Source organism: Kitasatospora sp. NPDC086801, assembly GCF_044745805.1.
GTDB lineage: Bacteria > Actinomycetota > Actinomycetes > Streptomycetales > Streptomycetaceae > Kitasatospora.
The window spans coordinates 37,168-54,733 of record NZ_JBIVAX010000036.1; the positions used below are offsets into that span (position 1 = coordinate 37,168).

Annotated in this window: 12 protein-coding genes, 2 pseudogenes and 1 riboswitch; of the genes and pseudogenes, 6 read left to right on the plus strand and 8 right to left on the minus strand. The window is 72.4% G+C overall.

The window, feature by feature from the left end:
• Nucleotides 1-13: 13 nt before the first annotated feature.
• The 4 genes and pseudogenes from ACIPLC_RS29030 to ACIPLC_RS29045 form a co-directional block, all read right to left on the minus strand.
• Nucleotides 14-210: pseudogene (locus tag ACIPLC_RS29030) on the minus strand (hypothetical protein); the annotation flags it as partial.
• A 23-nt stretch (nucleotides 211-233) separates the two neighbouring features.
• Nucleotides 234-1,151 carry a phosphatase PAP2 family protein gene (locus ACIPLC_RS29035; protein ID WP_400475978.1) on the minus strand — a complete coding sequence of 306 codons (918 nt, stop codon included), beginning with the start codon at nucleotides 1,149-1,151 and terminating at the stop codon, nucleotides 234-236.
• Nucleotides 1,152-1,504: 353 nt separating this feature from the next.
• Nucleotides 1,505-2,740, minus strand: a complete 1,236-nt coding sequence (locus ACIPLC_RS29040; protein WP_400475979.1) for an epoxide hydrolase family protein — start codon at nucleotides 2,738-2,740, stop codon at nucleotides 1,505-1,507.
• A 168-nt stretch (nucleotides 2,741-2,908) separates the two neighbouring features.
• Complete coding sequence (locus ACIPLC_RS29045) at nucleotides 2,909-3,757, minus strand: TioE family transcriptional regulator (protein ID WP_400475980.1); 849 nt, start codon at nucleotides 3,755-3,757, stop codon at nucleotides 2,909-2,911.
• Between the two features lie 58 nt (nucleotides 3,758-3,815).
• On the opposite strand from ACIPLC_RS29045, the gene ACIPLC_RS29050 reads away from it, so the two are divergent.
• Both ACIPLC_RS29050 and ACIPLC_RS29055 read left to right on the plus strand, forming a co-directional pair.
• The gene (locus ACIPLC_RS29050) at nucleotides 3,816-5,033 is read left to right on the plus strand and encodes an erythromycin esterase family protein (protein ID WP_400475981.1); all 1,218 of its coding nucleotides are present in this window, start codon (nucleotides 3,816-3,818) and stop codon (nucleotides 5,031-5,033) included.
• Between the two features lie 196 nt (nucleotides 5,034-5,229).
• A pseudogene (locus ACIPLC_RS29055) lies at nucleotides 5,230-5,508 on the plus strand (LysR substrate-binding domain-containing protein); the annotation flags it as partial.
• An 82-nt stretch (nucleotides 5,509-5,590) separates the two neighbouring features.
• Here the strand turns inward: ACIPLC_RS29055 and ACIPLC_RS29060 are convergent.
• The gene (locus tag ACIPLC_RS29060; protein WP_400475982.1) at nucleotides 5,591-6,130 is read right to left on the minus strand and encodes a hypothetical protein; all 540 of its coding nucleotides are present in this window, start codon (nucleotides 6,128-6,130) and stop codon (nucleotides 5,591-5,593) included.
• A gap of 391 nt (nucleotides 6,131-6,521) precedes the next feature.
• On the opposite strand from ACIPLC_RS29060, the gene ACIPLC_RS29065 reads away from it, so the two are divergent.
• A complete protein-coding gene (locus tag ACIPLC_RS29065) occupies nucleotides 6,522-7,817 on the plus strand; it encodes a hypothetical protein (RefSeq protein ID WP_400475983.1) in 1,296 nt (431 codons plus the stop codon).
• 235 nt (nucleotides 7,818-8,052) lie between these two features.
• On the opposite strand, the gene metE is transcribed toward ACIPLC_RS29065, so the two are convergent.
• On the minus strand, nucleotides 8,053-10,368 hold the full coding sequence (gene metE / locus ACIPLC_RS29070; protein WP_400475984.1) for a 5-methyltetrahydropteroyltriglutamate--homocysteine S-methyltransferase: 2,316 nt from the start codon (nucleotides 10,366-10,368) through the stop codon (nucleotides 8,053-8,055).
• A gap of 164 nt (nucleotides 10,369-10,532) precedes the next feature.
• Nucleotides 10,533-10,755: riboswitch (cobalamin riboswitch) on the minus strand.
• Between the two features lie 280 nt (nucleotides 10,756-11,035).
• Between metE and ACIPLC_RS29075 the strand changes: the two genes are divergently transcribed.
• Together ACIPLC_RS29075 and ACIPLC_RS29080 are read left to right on the plus strand one after the other, a co-directional pair.
• Nucleotides 11,036-12,304 (plus strand): serine hydrolase domain-containing protein, encoded by a 1,269-nt coding sequence (locus ACIPLC_RS29075; RefSeq protein WP_400475985.1) that lies wholly within the window; start codon nucleotides 11,036-11,038, stop codon nucleotides 12,302-12,304.
• A gap of 51 nt (nucleotides 12,305-12,355) precedes the next feature.
• Nucleotides 12,356-13,138: a MerR family transcriptional regulator gene (locus ACIPLC_RS29080; RefSeq protein WP_400475986.1), complete on the plus strand. Its 783-nt coding sequence runs from the start codon at nucleotides 12,356-12,358 to the stop codon at nucleotides 13,136-13,138.
• 19 nt (nucleotides 13,139-13,157) lie between these two features.
• Here the strand turns inward: ACIPLC_RS29080 and ACIPLC_RS29085 are convergent, their stop codons facing one another.
• Nucleotides 13,158-14,639, minus strand: coding sequence for a CoA transferase (locus ACIPLC_RS29085; RefSeq protein ID WP_400475987.1), 1,482 nt, complete (start codon nucleotides 14,637-14,639; stop codon nucleotides 13,158-13,160).
• Nucleotides 14,626-16,419, minus strand: coding sequence for an acyclic terpene utilization AtuA family protein (locus ACIPLC_RS29090; RefSeq protein WP_400475988.1), 1,794 nt, complete (start codon nucleotides 16,417-16,419; stop codon nucleotides 14,626-14,628). The genes ACIPLC_RS29085 and ACIPLC_RS29090 overlap by 14 nt, the downstream gene beginning before the upstream one ends.
• A gap of 139 nt (nucleotides 16,420-16,558) precedes the next feature.
• Here ACIPLC_RS29090 and ACIPLC_RS29095 point away from each other — a divergent pair, with 139 nt between their 5' ends.
• Complete coding sequence (locus tag ACIPLC_RS29095; protein ID WP_400476017.1) at nucleotides 16,559-17,476, plus strand: LysR substrate-binding domain-containing protein; 918 nt, start codon at nucleotides 16,559-16,561, stop codon at nucleotides 17,474-17,476.
• Nucleotides 17,477-17,566: the final 90 nt, after the last annotated feature.

Below are 17,566 nucleotides of genomic sequence, written 5' to 3' on the forward strand. Positions count from 1 at the left end.
AGCGCCTGACGGCTCACCGCCCGACCACGGTCACGGGGCCGGCTCCGTCTCCTTGCGGCCGGTCCTTCGCCGGGGCCCGGAGGCTCCACGGCCGCCCGTCCGGGTCGCGGACGGTCATCAGCCTGGTCCCGAAGTGGTGTCCTCGAACGGGGTCACCACCTCCACCTCGGGGCCGGGGCGGAAGGCGTCCGCATCGGACACCTTCAGCACCGGACGGGGCCCCAGCCGGGCGGTCAGCGCACTGCGGGCCGCGCACGACGCGCGATGCGGGCGGGGCCCTCCACCACGGTGACCCAGACCAGGACCGCACACAGGAAGGCCGCTGCCGCGAAGACCAGCGGTCCCGTGACGGAGTCGTCCCGCGCACCGGCGGCGAGCGCGGCGGCCGCCGACAGTGCGAGGGCGACGGCCGACAGCGCACGCGGACTCCGCGCGACGCCCGGTGCGGCGGAGGACGGCAGCAGCCAGAGCGCGAGACCGTAACAGGCGCAGCCCAGCAGCGTGGCCCCCAGCACGTCGCTGGGCCGGTGGTGGTAGAGCGCCTGCACGGCACCGGCGGTGACGGTGAGCCACAGCATGCCGACCGCGGTGACGTAGGGGCGCAGACGCGGGGAGGCGACGAGCGCGGCACCGAGGACCAGCCCGACGGGGACGGCCGCGTGCCCGCTGGGGAAGCTCACCTCCGTCAGCATGGCGGGCGCGTTCACCAGATCGGGGCGGGGCAGGACCACCTTGCTGCACACCTCGGTGCCCCCGAACGTGCCCAGGACGACCGCGATCGCCGCGCAGCCCTGCCACCAGCACCGCCGCACCAGGGCGACGACCACGATCACGGCCATGCCCACGACCAGGGTGGGCAAGGCCGTGAACTCCAGCGGGGGCATGGCCGCCGAGTCGTAGACCGACCCCGACCAGTCGTAGATCCACGCCGGTTCGCCGCCGTTCCCGTTCATCAGGGAGTTCTCCCCCCGCTGCCCGAACGGGGTCCAGACAGCGAGCAGGTAGACCGCCACGAACCCCAGGACGCACAGCGAAGCCGGCAGCCACGGCCGTATCGACCGCGAAGGACTCCGCCCGGCCGGGGTTCCCGGGACCCGCTCGGGCGCGTCCGGCCCGGGTGCGGCCAGGGCCTGGTGATCTTGCTGAGTCATCACTGTCTTTCTTCTGCAGGGGCGGAGGTTCGGCCGCGTGCCTCCTCCGGCACGCCGTGGGTCGGCCGGGCCGGCCGACCGGCCCGGGATCTGCTCGGAACTCAAGGAGCCACGAGCACCGCTGCCTCCCGAGCTGCGCCCCGACCGGGCCCCGGTCCAGGCCCCGGTCGTAGACGACCTGGTCTGAACGGGGACGCCGGCGGCGAAGTCGCGGTTCCCGTCCCGCTACCGGATCTCTCGGGTCGACGTGGACGCGGGCGGCCCCCTGTGCGGCGCCGCCGAGGAAGAATTCCACTCCGCCGGCCCCGTACCACCGCCGCCCGGCCCGTCGCCGGACGAGCCCGCAGGGTGGTTCAGGGCCTGCGGCCGCGGAAGGTGCGGCGCAGGTCGCTCACCCAGGCGTCGGGGTTCTCCCAGGGGATGAAGTGGCCGCCGTGGTCGTGGGCGTTGACGTTGACGTGGTTGAACCAACCGGCCTGCGGGCCGGTCTTGAACGCCTGGACGCGCTCGTCGGCGGTGTGGATGCCGGGCGGGTTCTCGTACGTGACGAAGGTGAGGCCGACCGGGGCCTGCACGACCGGGGTGCGGTCGTGGACGGGGGCCCAGGGGTAGCGGTTGGCATTGGCGTAGTAACGCATCGACGTGGCGATGGAGTTGTTCACCCAGTAGATCGTGGCGTGGGTGAGCAGGTCGTCCTTGGTGAAGACGGACTCGACGTCGCCGCCGTTGTCGCTCCACGCGTTCCAGCGCTCCAGCAGCCAGGCGAGCAGTCCGGCGGGTGAGTCGCTCAGCCCGTGGGCCAGGGTGGCACCGTCGAGCATGTGCACGGCGAGGTGGGACGCCGAGCGGTGGTCCAGCTCGATGGTGCGGGCGCGGACGTCGGCGGGCTGGTCGCCGGTGAGGGGCCGGTTCCGGGCGAAGTCCCAGGCGCGGGGGCCGGTGAAGAAGTCGAGCGGCAGCCCGGAGCCGATGTGGATGCCGTACAGCTCGTCGGCGTACTTGTGGCCGAGCTGGCTGGAGACGATCCCGCCGATGTCGCAGCCCCCGGCGGCGTACTTCTGGTACCCCAGGGTCTCGGTCATCAGGGTGTGCCAGAGGTCGGAGACCTTCCAGAAGTTGACGTCCGAGAAGCCGGTGAGCGGGCCGGGGAAACCGAAGCCGGGCAGGGACGGCACGATGACGTCGAAGGCGTCGGCGGGGTCACCGCCGAACGCGGCCGGGTCGGCGAGCGGGTCGATCACCTTCGACCAGTGCCAGAACGTCCACGGCCAGCCGTGGGTGAGGACCAACGGGACCGGGCGGGGGCCGCGGCCGGGCTTGCGCATGAAGTGCACCGGGACACCGTCGACGCTCACCTGGTAGTGCTCGTAGGCGTTGATGGCGGCCTCGGCCTCGCGCCAGTCGTAGCCGTCCCGCCAGTAGGCGACCAGCTCACGCAGATAGCTGTCCGGGACGCCGTAGGACCAGTCCCCGTTCCCCTCGTCCAGCGGCGGGCGGGTCAGTGCCAGACGGGCCCGCAGGTCATCGAGGACCTCGTCGGACACGTGGATCGGGGCGGGCTCCAGGGGGAAGACGCGCGGGGTGGTCATGGCGTGGCTCCTCAACGGGGTAGGGGGAAGCGGTGCCGTCGGCCTGCCGGGTGGCCTGGCGGCGATCCGGGCCGTTTCAACGAGCGCGGGCGGCGACGCGGAGAGTGCCCGCCGGTGGTGCGGGCCGAGCCGGACGGACAGGGCGGCCAGGCGACCGATGTGCTCCTTTCACCGCGACTCGACCATCCTGGCACCGGTGCGGACACTCAACGGCTCTTTTACCGCCGGTGCCTGAGCCAGGACACCGGGGCCGTCGCCGCCGTGCCCTTCGAGATGCACGCGGAGGTACGCCTCCAGTTCTGCGGCCCCGGCCAGCATCGCCCGCCCGCGGGCGGACAGCCGACCGTGCCAGTCGCACAGTGCGGCCTCCAGCGGCTCCAGCCCGCCGGCCGCCCGCACCTGGGCGATCAGCGGTGCGATCTGCTCCAGCAGGTAGCCGCCCCGCCTGAGTTGGTGGGCCAGCCGGGCGTCCCGCGCGTCGGCCTCGTCGTAGACGCGGTACCCGGTCCGCGGGTCACGGTGCGGGCGCACCAGCCCGGCCCGCTCCCAGGCGCGCAGCGTCGCGGGCCGGATTCCGAGCCTGTCCGCCAGTGGCCCGATGAACGTGCTGCCGGGCCCGGAGAGCGCGGCCGGCTCGGATCCCGTACCGGGCTCGGGCGCCGTGGCGGGCCCCAGGTCGCGGAGGGCGCTCTCCACGGCCTGGAGGGTCCGCCGGTCGTCGAGGAGTTGGACGTGGCCCTCGTCGATGAGGCGCAACGCCTCGTCGACCGCGCCCTGGTTCACGGCCCGCAGGATCGACGTCGCCGCCTGGTGGCCGTGGCCGGGCACCAGGGCGAGGAAGGCGCGCAGGGCCCCCGCGTGCAGCGAGGTGTAGATGCGGTAGCCGTGGGGTGTGCGACCGGCGGCCGGAAGGATGCCGGCCTCCTCGTAGTTCCTGATCGCCTGCGTGGACAGACCGTGCCCGCGCGCCAGATCGACCGGCCTGAGCCGATCACCGCTTTGAAGGTTTCTCCCCATGCTGCCGACGATATCGCGGGAAAGTTTCAACCGAAGGCTCAACGATACCGTTGAAGGCATGGCTACTGACATCAAGGACACCGCCCGTGCCGTCGAGGCCGCCGCCATCATGGGGCTGCTCCCGGCCCGGCCCCGGCTGCTCGCCCTGGGCGAGCCCACCCACGGCGAGGACGCTCTGCTCGACCTGCGCAACGAGCTCTTCCGGCAGCTCGTCCAGCAGGAGGGCTACCGGACGATCGCGATCGAGAGCGACTGCATGACGGGCCTGCTCGTCGACGACTACGTCACCTCGGGCACGGGCACCCTCGACGACGTCACGGAGCGGGGGATCAGCCACGGCTGGGGCACCTCCGCGGCCAACCGCGAGCTCGTGCGCTGGATGCGCGCCTACAACGTCCGCGTCGACGACGACGGCCGGCCCGCTTCCGAGCGGCTCCGCTTCGCCGGTTTCGACGGCCCGCTGGAGATCACCCACGCCGCGAGCCCCCGGCAGGCCCTCCTCGCACTCCACGGCTACCTCGCGGCCCGGGTGGACGCGGACCTGCTCCCCTGCACCGCGGACACCATCGACCGCCTGCTCGGCCCCGACGACCGGTGGACCGATCCCGCCGCGATGATGGACCCGTCCCGGTCCACGGGGCGGTCGGCCGAGGCCAGGGAGCTGCGGCTGCTCGCCGACGATCTGGTGGCGCTGCTCGACGCGCAGACGCCGCACCTGCTCGCGGCGACCTCGCGGGACGACTGGGACCGGGCGCGCCTGTACGGGCGCACCTCGACCGGCCTGCTGCGCTACCACTACTGGATGGCCGACACCTCACCGGCCCGCATGACGCGACTGTGCGCGCTGCGGGACGTGATGATGGCCCACAACCTCCTTGCCGTCGCCGCTCGGGGCCCGGCACTCGTCCACGCCCACAACTCCCATCTCCAGCGGGAGAAGAGCACGATGCAGATGTGGGAGGGGCCGGTGCAGTGGTGGAGCGCCGGTGCGCTCGTGAGCGCCCGGCTCGGCGAGGGGTACGCCTTCGTGGCCACGGCCCTCGGCACGATCCGGCACCAGGGGGTGAACGCCCCGGCGCCGGACACCCTCGAAGGACTCCTGTACGCGCTCCCGAAGGACCGCTGCGTCATCGACGCCCCGCGGCTGGCCACCGCCCTCGCCGGTACGCGGCCCGAGCCCCGCGTATCCCCCTGGTTCGGCTACGCCCCGCTCGACCCGGCCCACCTGGCGGGCACCGACGGCATCGTGTTCGTCAAGGACGTCCCGCAGAGCTAGGTGGTCAGTACGGCCAGGGCCACCACCAGCAGTCCCGCCTGTGAAAATCGCTGTCCGGCCGCCGGAGCACGGTGATAGACGACCGGGGTGCGAGAGACCCTGGACTTCCCCGATCTGCTGCGGCTGATCGACGAACGATCGACCGCCTTCCGCGCCGCGGTCGCCGCCACGCCCACCGCCGCCACCGCTGCCGGCCGTGCTGCGCGACAGCGAGCCGGCCCCGACCACCGTCGCCCGGGTGTCCCAGACGGCGACGGCCGTGCGCTGGGCCGCCCACGGGCCGGGGGTGACGCTCGTCCTGGCCTCCGCGGTGCCCCACGGTCACGAGCACCTCGCGCGCCCGGTGTCTCCGGCCGTCTCCCAGCCCGTCATCGCCGTGGTCCGGCACGGCGCGGGCCCGGCGGAGACGGCCCTGCTCGAACTGCTGCGCCAGGAGACCTGGTCCGAGTCCACGTCCTTCCCGCCGGTGCCCTGACCCACCATCGGCCCCGCCTGGTGGGCGGGGCCGATGGCGGGTCAGGCGGCCGTCGTCCCGCGCCCGCGCAAGGCGCCGCGCGTCAGCCCTGGTCCAGCTGGGACAGGGCGTCGGTGATCAGGCGCGTGGCGAAGTCGTGGTCGTCGCCGGACATCCGGTTGACGTGCTCCGCGAGCAGGGTGACCGTGGCTTCCAGGGGGTTCATCTCGGCGTCGGTCCAGGGCCCGTACTGCGCGCGCCACAGGTTGGGGCTCAGACCGCTGCCCGCGGCGATCAGCAGGCCGGCCATGGTGGGGATGACCTCGGGGCGGAAGGTCTTGGGCATCATGCGCATCGTGGCCACGAGGGTGGGCACCACGTACTCGATGACGTCCTTGCCGTGGTCCTCGCAGGCCGTCCGCAGCCAGTTCATGAACAGGTAGATGAGCGTGCACGCGCCGTCCAGCAGCTCGTTGAACTCTTCGGGGCTCACGGATGCGGCGAACTGGTCGATCATCCGCTGCTGTTCGGGGTCCGTCCCGGCCTTGCCGTCGTAGATGGCCTTGAGCCGGGAGTCGATCATCATGAGCGCTGTGCTCACATCGCCGACGGCAGCGTACTGGGGGTCACAAGGCGATGACACGGGTCTCCTTCTCACACGGCCGCGACGGGTGCGCGGATTGGTTCACCCGCTTGACGGTACCGCTCCCGGCCGAAGCCGGGCGCCCGCTGCCGCGACTCGCACACCCGTGACGGCCCGTCCGCTCTCACCCGCCTGCGGCGGCTTCCCGCAGGTCCCGGCGGTACGGCGGATCGCCGGGGGCGGTGGTGCAGCCCCCGGCGATCCGGTTCCACTCGTCAACAGCGCGTCACCAGCGCGTCACCAGTACGGGTGAGCCGTCCTCGCGGTCCTCCTGCCCCTGTGGTTCTTCACCACGACGCGAGCGCCTGAACCGGACGACCCGGCCGACGCGTTGTAGCCCGTAAGTGCGCGTACCTGAGAAGCGCAATCGTCCCGACAGTCAGGAAAGTTGATGGCACATCATGCACGGCGGCTGGCTGCGTTGCTCAGCGGGGCGTCCTTGGTCCTCTCCGCGCCGTTGATGTCGGTGCCGGCCTTCGCCGCGTCGGCCGATCCGGCGACCGGCTCCACCACCGAGGCCTTCGCCGAGGCCCAGGAGCGGATCGTCCAGGCCGCGGACGAGGTCAACCGGCAGGCTCACCTGGACCCGGCCACCGGATACGGCAACATCACCGTGTCCGTGCAGGACAAGGGGTACACCCTCTACTGGAAGGGGGCGGTTCCCCGGGACATCGGTGATCTGGTCGCCGCCCAGCGTGCCCGGGGCGTCGCCGTCTCGGTCGTTCCCTCGCGCTACAACGCCGAGGAGCTGAAGGAACGGGCGCATGCGATCATCACGTCCGACATCCGCGTCAACGGCGCGGAGATCATCAGCGCCGGGCCGAGCAACGACGGCAACTCACTGAACATCGGCATCGACGCCGCGCAGCTCGCAGCCCAGGACAACGCCCAGGCCTCCCCGCAGAGCACGGCCTCGATCCCGGACAGCCTCACCCACGGCATCCCCGTCACCGTCGCGCCGGAGGAAGCCGCCCAGGACACGGGTCTGCGGGAGGCGGACAGCTCCCCCTGGTTCGGCGGATCCCTCATCAAGACCACCGTGGGGGGTCAGGGCGCGACCTGCACATCCGCCTTCGGCGCCAAGTGGCCCAAGGAGTACAACCCCGCGGGGTTCGACCAGTACTACCTGATCACCGCCGAGCACTGCGTGTCGTCCGGCACCACGGTCAAGAGCGGCAACGGTCTGGTGATCGGCAAGGTGGCGGACGAGATCGCCCGCCACGACAGTGCGTTCATCTCGGTGGACAAGGCCTCGCCGTGGTTCTACACCGGCGGGCCGGTCAAGTCGACGACCCAGGCCACGTCGAAGTTCACCGGCCCCGGCACCCTCTATGCCGGCATGGAGTTCTGCGTGAGCGGCGCGCTCATGGGGGAGGTCTGCGGCGGGAAGGCCGTCAGCACGAACCAGGAGAAGAAGATCGAGGGAACCACGCGCGTGGTGAGCGAGCTCGACCAGGTCTCCGGCAAGAACATGGCGGGGAAGGGAGACAGCGGCGGCCCCGTGTACTCGTACGGCACGCAGGGCACCAAGTTCGCCGCGGGAATCCTGTCGGCGAGCATCAAGGGGGAGAACTGCAAGAATCCCCTCGGGGGCACGCGACCGTCCTGTTCGCCCAACATCTACGTGACGGACCTCGCGTCGACCCTGCGCCTGTACAACGGCATGGTGATCGGCGACTTCGTGTAGCCGGACTCCTCCCGCCGGCATGCGCGGGCCGGTGATCGGGGCGGCGTCGGCACGAAGCCGGCGCCGCCCCTGACCGATCACGCAAGACCCGGAGTCGTCACACACTCACGAGGAGTCCCGTGATCGAGCACCACGTCCGTGTCCACCCCGGTGCCGACCGGCTGCCGCGCGAGGAGCAGCTCGCCCGGAGACAGGCCGGGCCGCCGGCCCGGCCGACGCCGTGGTCACCGGCCGGTCAGCCGGCGAGCTCCGCGCGCAGGTGGCGGGCGGCGCCGACGAGGCTGTCGAGCGAGGCGCGGGTCTCGGTCCAGCCGCGGGTCTTCAGGCCGCAGTCGGGGTTGACCCAGAGCCGCTCGGCGGGGATGGCCGCGAGGCCCGCGCGCAGCAGCTCCACGGCCTCCTCGGTGCTCGGGACGCGCGGGGAGTGGATGTCCCAGACGCCCGGGCCGACCTCGCGCGGGTAGCCCGCCCCGGCCAGTTCACCCGCGACCTCCATGTGCGAACGGGTGGCCTCCAGCGAGATGACGTCCGCGTCGAGCTCGTCGATCGCCGTCATGATCGCGCCGAACTCGGCGTAGCACATGTGGGTGTGGATCTGGGTGTCGGCGCGGACGCCGGAGGTCGCCAGGCGGAAGGACTCGGTGGCCCAGTCCAGGTACGCAGGGCGGTCGGCGGCGCGCAGCGGCAGGGTCTCGCGCAGCGCCGGCTCGTCGACCTGGACCACGGCCGCGCCCGCGGCCTCCAGGTCGGTGACCTCGTCGCGCAGGGCGAGGGCGACCTGGCGGGCGGTGTCGCCGAGCGGCTGGTCGTCGCGGACGAAGGACCAGGCGAGCATCGTGACCGGTCCGGTGAGCATGCCCTTGACCGGGCGGTCGGTGAGGCCCTGGGCGTAGCGGAACCAGTCGACGGTCATCGGGTGCGGGCGGGAGATGTCCCCGGCGAGGACCGGCGGGCGCACGTACCGGGTGCCGTAGGACTGGACCCAGCCGTGCCGGGTGGCCAGGTAGCCGGTGAGCTGCTCGGCGAAGTACTGGACCATGTCGTTGCGCTCGGGCTCGCCGTGCACCAGGACGTCCAGCCCGGCCTTCTCCTGGAAGGCGATGACCTCCCGGACTTCCGTCTCCATCCGCTCGCGGTACGCGGCGGCGTCGATCCGGCCCGCCGTGAGGTCGGCCCGCGCGATGCGCAGTTCGGAGGTCTGCGGGAACGAGCCGATCGTGGTGGTCGGCAGCAGCGGCAGGCCGAGCCGGGCGCGCTGGGCCTCGGCCCGCTGGGGGTAGGCCTGCGCCCGCCGGGCGTCGGCCCCGGTCACGGCGGCGGTACGGGCGCGGACGGCCGGGTCGTGGGTGATCGGCGACTTGGCGCGCGAGGCGAGGTCGGCGCGGTTGGCGGCGAGGTCGGCGGCGATCGCCCCGGTGCCCTCGCGCAGGCCCCGGGCCAGCAACGACGCCTCCCTCGCCTTCTGCTTGGCGAAGGCGAGCCAGCGCAGGATCTGCGGGTCGACGTCGCGTTCGGCGGCGGCGTCCAGCGGCACGTGCAGGAGGGAGCAGGACGGCGCGACGTCGACCCGCTCGGCGAGGCCGAGCAGGGTCGCCAGGGTGGCCAGCGACTTCTCCAGGTCGTTGATCCAGATGTTGCGGCCGTCGACCACCCCGGCGACCAGCCGCTTGCCGGGCAGCCCGCCGACGGCGGCCAGATCGTCCAGGTTCCCGACGGCCGGGCCGGTGAAGTCCAACGCCAGGCCCTCGACCGGGGCCTTGGCCAGCACCGGCAGGGCCTCGCCCAGACGGTCGAAGTAGCTCGCGACCAGCAGCTTCGGACGGTCGGGCAGGCCGCCCAGCTCACGGTAGGCGCGGGCGGCGGCGTTCAGTTCGGCCGGGGTGCGGTCCTGCACCAGGGCGGGCTCGTCCAGTTGGACCCACTGCGCCCCGGCCGCCTTCAGGTCCGCCAGCAGCTGCGCGTAGACGGGCAGCAGCCGGTCCAGCAGGGTGATCGGCTGGAAGTCCTCGGCGACACCGGGGGCCGGCTTGGCGAGCAGCAGGTAGGTCAGCGGGCCGACCAGGACCGGCCGGGCTTCGTGGCCGAGCGCCAGTGCCTCCCGGAATTCCCCGACGGCCTTGTCCGGGTTGGCCGTGAAGACGGTGTCCGGGCCGAGTTCGGGCACCAGGTAGTGGTAGTTGGTGTCGAACCACTTGGTCATCTCCAGCGGCGCGACCTCCTGGGTGCCGCGCGCCATCGCGAAGTAGCCGTCCAGCGCGTCCGCCTCGACGGCCGCCCGGTGGCGGGCCGGGATCGCGCCGACGGCGACCGTGGTGTCCAGCACGTGGTCGTAGAACGAGAAGTCGCCGGTGGGCACTTCCCGGACACCGGCCTCGGCGAGCTGCGCCCAGTTCTCCCGGCGCAGGCCGACCGCGGTGTCCCGCAGGGCGTCGGCGGTGACCGTGCCCTTCCAGTACCCCTCGATCGCCTTCTTCAGCTCCCGGCCCTGGCCCTGCCGGGGGTAGCCGTACACGGTGGCCCTGGTCGCCGCGGCTGCGGACTTCGCTGTCAAGGGACTCTCCTTCGCGAGTCTGTCTCCTCAAGTGCCCGGGGACGGGACGAGAGCGCGAAGGGATGACGAACCGGGCGGCGGCCGCCGTGGACGCGCGGGCCCGATCCGCCTGGTGTGTTCGCCGACCCGCCCTCGAGGTCACCGGGATGTCCGCACGCGGAACGGTCCGCGGGCGGGCAGCGGGCAGGTCTTCGGACTCGTGGGCGCACCGGGCCTGTTGGCGTCCGGTACCTACTGGCCGTCGCTTCCCAGACCCGATCCGGGCCCAGTGCGTATGACGGCGGTCGTTCCCACTCACCGCTGCGGGGCAGTCCCGGATTCCCACCGGGTTCCCTCTTGCGACGCCCTGCCTGGCGGACGGGGCGAACCAGCTGCGCCGTCAGCTTAGGGGCAAAACGCGCGGGCCGAAGCGGAAATCGCGGCAGCTGTTCGCATGGTGAGACGCCGTCGCCTGGCCCACGGCGATCGCCGTGCGGGACGCGGCCGGACGCGTACGAGCTTCGGCGGCCGCCCGAACGGGCCGGCGCCCCGCTCCCGGAGCCGCCCCGGGCCCGGGAGGCGGCTGTGAGCCGGATCACCGTTGAGGTTGACCTCGGGTCAGGGCGGAAGCTCCTCTCAGCGGCACGACGCCGACCCGGGCAGCACCGATGCGAAGGAGCACACCACCATGTCCCTCACCTCTTCCGGCCAGCACGGGAGCACCCTGCGGACCCCCGCGTACGGCGCCGAGTCGCCGACGGCCGCCGCCGCCGGGCAGGACCGCCCAGGGCTACAGCAGGCGATCGAGGAGATCGTCGACTCCGGTTTCGTCGGGGTGTCGCTGCGCGTGCACGACGAGCGGGGCGAGTGGGTCGGCAGCGCCGGGGCCGCCGAACTGGGCGGCGCCGCGAAGCCGCCGGCGAACGGGCACGTCCGGATCGGCAGCAACACCAAGACCTTCACCGCGACCCTGGTGCTGCACCTGGTGGCCGAGGGCAGGATCGGGCTGGACACCCCGGCGGCGGACCACCTGCCCGGGTTCGGGCTGGACGAGCGGATCACGGTGCGGATGCTGTTGCAGCACACCAGCGGGGTGTTCAACCACACCGGCGAGGTCTACGACGACGGGACGATCGTGCCGGGGATCGCCATCCCCTACAGCACCACCGGCAGGGAGTGGGTGGACGACCGCTTCAAGACCTACCGGCCGCAGGAGCTGGTACGGCTGGCGCTGTCCAAGCCGGCCCGGTTCGAACCGGGGGCCGGCTGGAGCTACTCCAACACCAACTACGTGCTGGCCAGGCTGCTGATCGAGAAGGTCACCGGCCGCCCGGTCGCCGAGGAGATGCGGCGGCTGATCCTGGGGCCGCTCGGGCTGTCGGGCACCGTGGCGCCGGACGCCTCGCCGGAGATCCCCGAGCCGCACGCCCACGCCTACTACCGGTACGAGGAGGCCGGCGAACGGAGGACCATCGACATCACCCGCCAGAACCCCTCCTGGATCTCCAGCGGCGGCGACATGATCTCGACCACCCGGGACCTCCACACCTTCATCTCCGCGCTGCTGGGCGGCAGGCTCCTGCCGGCCCCGCTGCTGGCCGAGATGTGCACCCCGCACCCGACGGGCATCCCGAACATGGACTACGGCCTGGGCGTGTTCGTGGTGAAGACGGACGGCGGCGGCACCGTCATCTCCCACAACGGCGCCGCCGTGGGCCACGCGGCGCTGATGTACAGCACACCCGACGGCAGCAAGACCCTGACCGCCGCGCTGAACTGCGTGGACGACGCCGATCTGTCCATCGGCGGGGCGTTCCAGGCGGCGATGCACCGGCTCGTCGACGAGGTGTTCTGCGGACGAGGTGTTCTGCGGCGGGCAGGCCGATCCGGCCCGGCCGACGCTCTGAGGTGCTCCGCTCAGCCGCCGAGCTCGAAGGAGTCGACGAGATCACGGTAGCCGCCGAGGTCACGGTAGCCGCCGAGCTCGAACACGGGGCAGGATGGGCGGATGAACGGAGTCACGATCGGGCAGGCGGCGGCCTTCGTCGGCGTCACGGTGAAGACGGTGCGGCACTACCACAAGCTCGGCCTGGTCGGGGAGCCGGAACGCGACGGCTCCGGGTACCGGCGGTACGGATCGGCCGACCTGTTGCGGCTGGTGCAGGTCCGGACGCTGGCCGCCGCCGGGGTGCCGCTGGCCGAGACCGGGCCCCTGCTCGACGCCGACGCCGCGCTGTTCTCCACCACGCTCGCCGACGTCGAGCGGCAACTCACCGAACGGATCGAGGAGTTGACCGTTCGACGCGACACGCTGCACCGGCTCGCCGACGGCGACCGGGCCCTGCTGCCCGACCGCGCCGTGGCACTGCTGGAGCGGATGCCCGGCCTCGGCTTCACCCCGGACGAGGTGGCGGCCACCAGGGAGGGCTGGGTGCTGGCCAGAGCCCTCGTCCCGGAGGGCTTCGACGGCTACCTCGCCGACGTCGAACACGCCCTGCAGGACACCCGGTTCGTCGCCTTGCTCAAGCGCGGCTACGAAGCCACGGCCTGGGACCCGGACGACCCGCGGATCGCCGAACTCGCCACCGCCGCGGCCGACCACTTCCTCGCCAACCCCGCACAGCTGAAGATCGTGACCGGCCTGCAAGCCCGCACCGAGGCCGCGGCCCGGTACAAGCTGATCGCCCACCACGGCGAAGCCCGGGGATCGGCCGGGGCCCGCCTGGTCGCACTCGTCGAGACCAGGCTCCGCTCCGCCAGCGTCCGCATCCCCGGGCCGGACTCCCCCTGACCGGCCCGGGGTCGCGGCGTCACTGCTCCCATTGCGGGCGGCAGGAGCCCCGGGGTACGAGGACGGTGCGGTACCGGCCGGGGGTGCGGGACATCCGCACCTGGTCGGTGACGCCCTGATAGCGCCCGAGCGGCGTGTCCGCCGTGAAGGTCTCCGGAGCCAGGTAGGCGTGCTCCTCGCCGCGTCCGGCGGTCTCGCGGGCGTAGTCCCGGTCGAACACGCCCATGCCGAGGATCCACAGTGCGGCGCGGGTCAGTGAGACGTGCACCCGGTAGCTGCCGCCCTCGGTGGCCCGGCGGGTGAGCGCCTCGACGACACCGGCGGCCATCAGCCAGGAGACGATGTAGTCGTTGACCACCAGGACCGGCGGCAGCGCGGGGCGTTCCCCGTCCCCTTCGAGCAGCATCATGCCGACCAGGCTTCCCGCTGTCTGGTCGAAGCCCACGCGGTCCGCCCAGGGGCCCCGTTCACCGTTCAGCGAGGCGGTGGCGTGGATGATCCCGGGGCGCAGGTGCGCGGCCTCCTGCGCGGAGAGGCCGATCTTGTCCAGGTACCCCGGCCTGCGGTTGGCGTAGAAGACGTCCGCCGAGGCGAGCAGTGTCCTGATCCGCCGGGCGCCTTCTTCCCGGTAGGGGTCCACGGTCGCCGACCGTACGCCGACGTTGGCGCTCGCGTACGTGAGGTCGTGCTCGAATTCGCCGGGGCGCCACAGGTTGAGGACGTCGCCGCCGTGCAGGGCGAGGGCCCGGCCGAGGCCGGCGCCGGCGATCACATGGCCCATGCCCAGCGCCCGGATCCCGGACAGCGGATCGACGGCACCGTCGGGGAACGGTTCCGGCGCGCTGTCGGCGATCCTGGTGATCTCGATCAGGGGGAGGTCGGCGAGGGCCTCGCGGTAGTGCCGCTCGGCGAGCAGTTCGCCGGTGGTCCGCAGCATCGGCAGGACCACTCCGGCCGCGACGGCGGCCTCCTCCAGTTCGCGGGCCTTCCAGCGGGCGATGGCCGTCGCCACCCGGTCCGGGTCGTCCGGGACGTCCAGCAGTCGCTGGGCGGCGACCTTGATCCTGGGATACGGATTGAGGGGCATGACCCAGCGATCGTCCGCCGTGCGGTAGAACCGGAAGCCCAGCGCCTGGGAGGGATTCGCGGAGTCTTCGGGCGGATAGCCGTTCAGCAGCTCCCAGGTGCGGTCGTAGAACGGGCAGAGCCGGTGCGGGGCCACCCGCAGGTCCACCGAGAGGTCCTGTCCGGGGCCGCCGCGCAGTCGCCAGAGCTTCGCGACGGCTGCGGACTTGGCGACGAGCGCGATGGCGGACGCCGCGCCGAGCCGCAGTGTGCTCGGCACCACCGGGTCCGCGCCGTGGAACCGGATGGCGCCGCCGGTGTCGGCCGGGCTCATCCCGATTCCGGCCAGCACTTCGGCGAGCTGGGCGTGCGGGTCGAAGGCGTCGTCGGCCGCCGGGTGCGCGACCGCGTGGGCGACCCGGTCAGTGAGCGTCATCGGAACCCTTTCCGCTGGTCAGCAGCGCCTCGGGGACCAGGACGTGCTTGGCGCGCAGGTACTCCCCGACCGCCTTGCCGACCTGGTCGACGCGCAGGTTGGACGAACCGCCGGTCCCCAGCAGCCCGCGCAGGATGAAGTGCACCGCACGCAGCTGCGGGAACTCGTGGCGCACGACGTCGAGGTCCTTCACCTCCGGCAGCAGCCGACGCAGCTCCGCCGTGCTCAGCGCCTGCCGCAGCCACGGCCAGGCCGCGGCGTCCCGGGCCCAGATCCCCACATTGCTGTTGCCGCCCTTGTCGCCGCTGCGGGCGTACGCGACAGTGCCCAGCGGCACCCGGCGCACCCCGCTGGCCGACGGAGCTTCCACAGGCTCCGGGTGAACCGGCTGGCGCACCGTCGCGGTCTGCTCCGGCGGCGCGATGTCGATGGCGCGGCCGTCCTGGAGCACCACCCGGTGGGGCACGGCGGCCATGTCCAGCAGCGCGGGCCAGTAGTCGATCCGGGGCTTCGGGGCGACCGCGAGCGTGCCCGCGCCGTCGAGGAAGAAGCCCGGGATGCTCTGCAGGTACAGACTGCTGAGCCGGCCCGCGAGGTCGAGACGCTCCAGCGGTTCACGGTCCCGTGCGGTGGCCATGACCCGCAGCGCGACCGTCGCGTCCCACTGCGTCTCGGGATCGGTGGCCGCGACCCCGATCCTGGTGAAGTCCAGCTCGTCCACGCCTGCGGGCAGGTCCCTGCCGATCTGGGCGCGCAGCAGGTCCACCTTCTCGTCGACCTCCGTCCCGGTGACGTAGACGGTGTTCACGATCGTGTGGCCGATCTGGGCGAAGACCGCGACCTTGGTCGTCGGCGGCGGAGGCGAGCCCACCGCCCCGGACACCTGGACCCGGTCGGGGCCGGCCTGGGACAGCCGGACGTCGTCCAGGTGCACGGTGACATCGGGGTTGAGGTAGCGCGGCCCCTGGATCTCGTAGACGAGTTGGGCGGTGACGGTGTCGGTCGTGACGGCCCCGCCGTCGCGGCCGTGCTTGGTGATCACGCTGCTGCCGTCCGCGGCGATCTCGGCGATCGGGAAACCGGGGACGAGCATGCCCGGAATGCCGGTGAACCCGGAGAAGTTTCCGCCGACGGCCTGCGGGCCGCACTCGATGATGTGCCCGGCGACGACCGCGCCGGCCAGCCTGTCCCAGTCCGTGCGGTTCCATCCGTGCCACCACGCCGCCGGGCCCAGCACCAGGGACGCATCGGTGACCCGCCCGCACACGACGATGTCCGCGCCTTCGGCCAGCGCCTGCGCGATGCCCCAGCCGCCCAGGTAGGCGTTGGCCGAAATGGGCGCCGCGCCCCAGGACGACAGCGGCCGGCCGGTGTCGAGGTTCTCCAGCAGGTGCCCGGCCCCAGCCAGTTCGGGCAGCCGGGGCAGCACGTTGTCGCCCTCGATGTGGACCACGTTGACGCGTACGCCCTCCTCGGCGGCCAGACCGCGGACGGCTTCGGCCAAGGCGGCGGGGTGGAAGCCGCCCGCGTTGGTCACCACCTTGACCCGCCGCTGCGCCAGCGTGGCGAGGTTGGGCCGCAGCTGGTCGAGGAAGTACTCGGGGTAGCCCCGGGTCGGATCCTCCTGGTACTGCGCGGACAGGCCCGCGAGCGTGATCTCCGCGAGGTAGTCCCCAACCAGGACGTCGACCGGGTCACCGGCCACGGCCTCGTCGATGGCGGTGTACCGGTCTCCCAGGTAGCCGGAGAAGTTGGCGATGCGAATGGGTCGACCGCTCATGGTCAACACCTTCCTCTCGGGGTGGACCTTTCCCCTCCGACGTTAGAAGCGGACGCCCCCTTCGGCCACGACCAATCCCCGCACACGCGTATGACCGCACCGGTCACGTGGCAGGTGGGCGTATGTTGAGGCGGTGGACATGCTGCACCTGCGGTACTTCGTGACCGTCGCCGAGGAGTTGAACTTCACCCGCGCCGCCGCACGCCTGCACATGGCGACCTCCCCGCTGAGCCAGCGCATCAGGGACCTGGAACGCGAGCTCACCACCCCCCTGTTCGTCCGCACCCACCACAAGGTCGAACTCACCCCCGCCGGCGAGGCGCTGCTACCGGCGGCCCGCGACACGATCCGGCGGTTCGACGCCCTCCCCGGCCTCGCCCGCACGGCGGCCGGCACCAGTCCACGCACCGTGACCATCGGCATCGCACCCGATGTGTCCACCGAACTGCGGACCGGCTTCCTGAACACCGTCGCGGACCGGCACCCCGACCTCCTCCTCCGGCTGCGCCCCGCCAGCACCGAGCCCCTGGTGCGCTCCCTGCTCACCGGCGAGATCGACATGGGCTTCCTCCACGGTCCCGTCACCGGCCCCGGCATCCGCACCCTCGACCTGGAGACGGCCCCGGTGGCCGTGGTCGTCGGGCGCGGGACGGGTTTCGACGCACGCACGACGGTGCGGCTGGACGAGCTCGCCCACCTGCCGTTCGCCTCCATCGGCTACGACGCCGCACCGGAGATCTACCGCCGACTGGACGAAGTCCTGACCCGGGTCGCGGTCCGCAAGCGCATCAGGCTCGACGGAGACAACTTCGGCGGCCTGGCCCACCTGGTCGCCGCCGGCCAGGCGTTCACCCTCATCGCCCTGGGCGGCAGCACCACGGGCAAGGCCTTCACCGGCGAGCCCGTCGTCACCCTCACCATCGAAGGCAGCGACCTCACCCTCACCACCGTCGCGGCCTGGCACCAGGACCGGCCCGGCCCCGGCGAGATGCTGGCCGAACTGGCCGCCACCCTCGCCGAAGGTCTGCCCACCACCCACGGCCCCCTGCCGAGGTGACGCCGCAGGAGCGGGCGGGACGCCGGCATCACGGTTCGGCGCACCGGCGTTCACCGCAACGGCGTTCACCACAGCGGAGTTCAGCGCAGC

Bases quoted from the DNA above. Each gene is read 5' to 3' on its own strand.
- ACIPLC_RS29075 (WP_400475985.1), top strand. From the start codon at position 11,036: ATGTCCCTCACCTCTTCCGGCCAGCACGGGAGCACCCTGCGGACCCCC.
- ACIPLC_RS29045 (WP_400475980.1), bottom strand. From the start codon at position 3,757: ATGGGGAGAAACCTTCAAAGCGGTGATCGGCTCAGGCCGGTCGATCTG.
- ACIPLC_RS29035 (WP_400475978.1), bottom strand. From the start codon at position 1,151: ATGACTCAGCAAGATCACCAGGCCCTGGCCGCACCCGGGCCGGACGCG.
- ACIPLC_RS29050 (WP_400475981.1), top strand. From the start codon at position 3,816: ATGGCTACTGACATCAAGGACACCGCCCGTGCCGTCGAGGCCGCCGCC.
- ACIPLC_RS29090 (WP_400475988.1), bottom strand. From the start codon at position 16,419: ATGAGCGGTCGACCCATTCGCATCGCCAACTTCTCCGGCTACCTGGGA.
- ACIPLC_RS29040 (WP_400475979.1), bottom strand. From the start codon at position 2,740: ATGACCACCCCGCGCGTCTTCCCCCTGGAGCCCGCCCCGATCCACGTG.
- ACIPLC_RS29080 (WP_400475986.1), top strand. From the start codon at position 12,356: ATGAACGGAGTCACGATCGGGCAGGCGGCGGCCTTCGTCGGCGTCACG.
- ACIPLC_RS29095 (WP_400476017.1), top strand. From the start codon at position 16,559: ATGCTGCACCTGCGGTACTTCGTGACCGTCGCCGAGGAGTTGAACTTC.
- ACIPLC_RS29065 (WP_400475983.1), top strand. From the start codon at position 6,522: ATGGCACATCATGCACGGCGGCTGGCTGCGTTGCTCAGCGGGGCGTCC.
- ACIPLC_RS29085 (WP_400475987.1), bottom strand. From the start codon at position 14,639: ATGACGCTCACTGACCGGGTCGCCCACGCGGTCGCGCACCCGGCGGCC.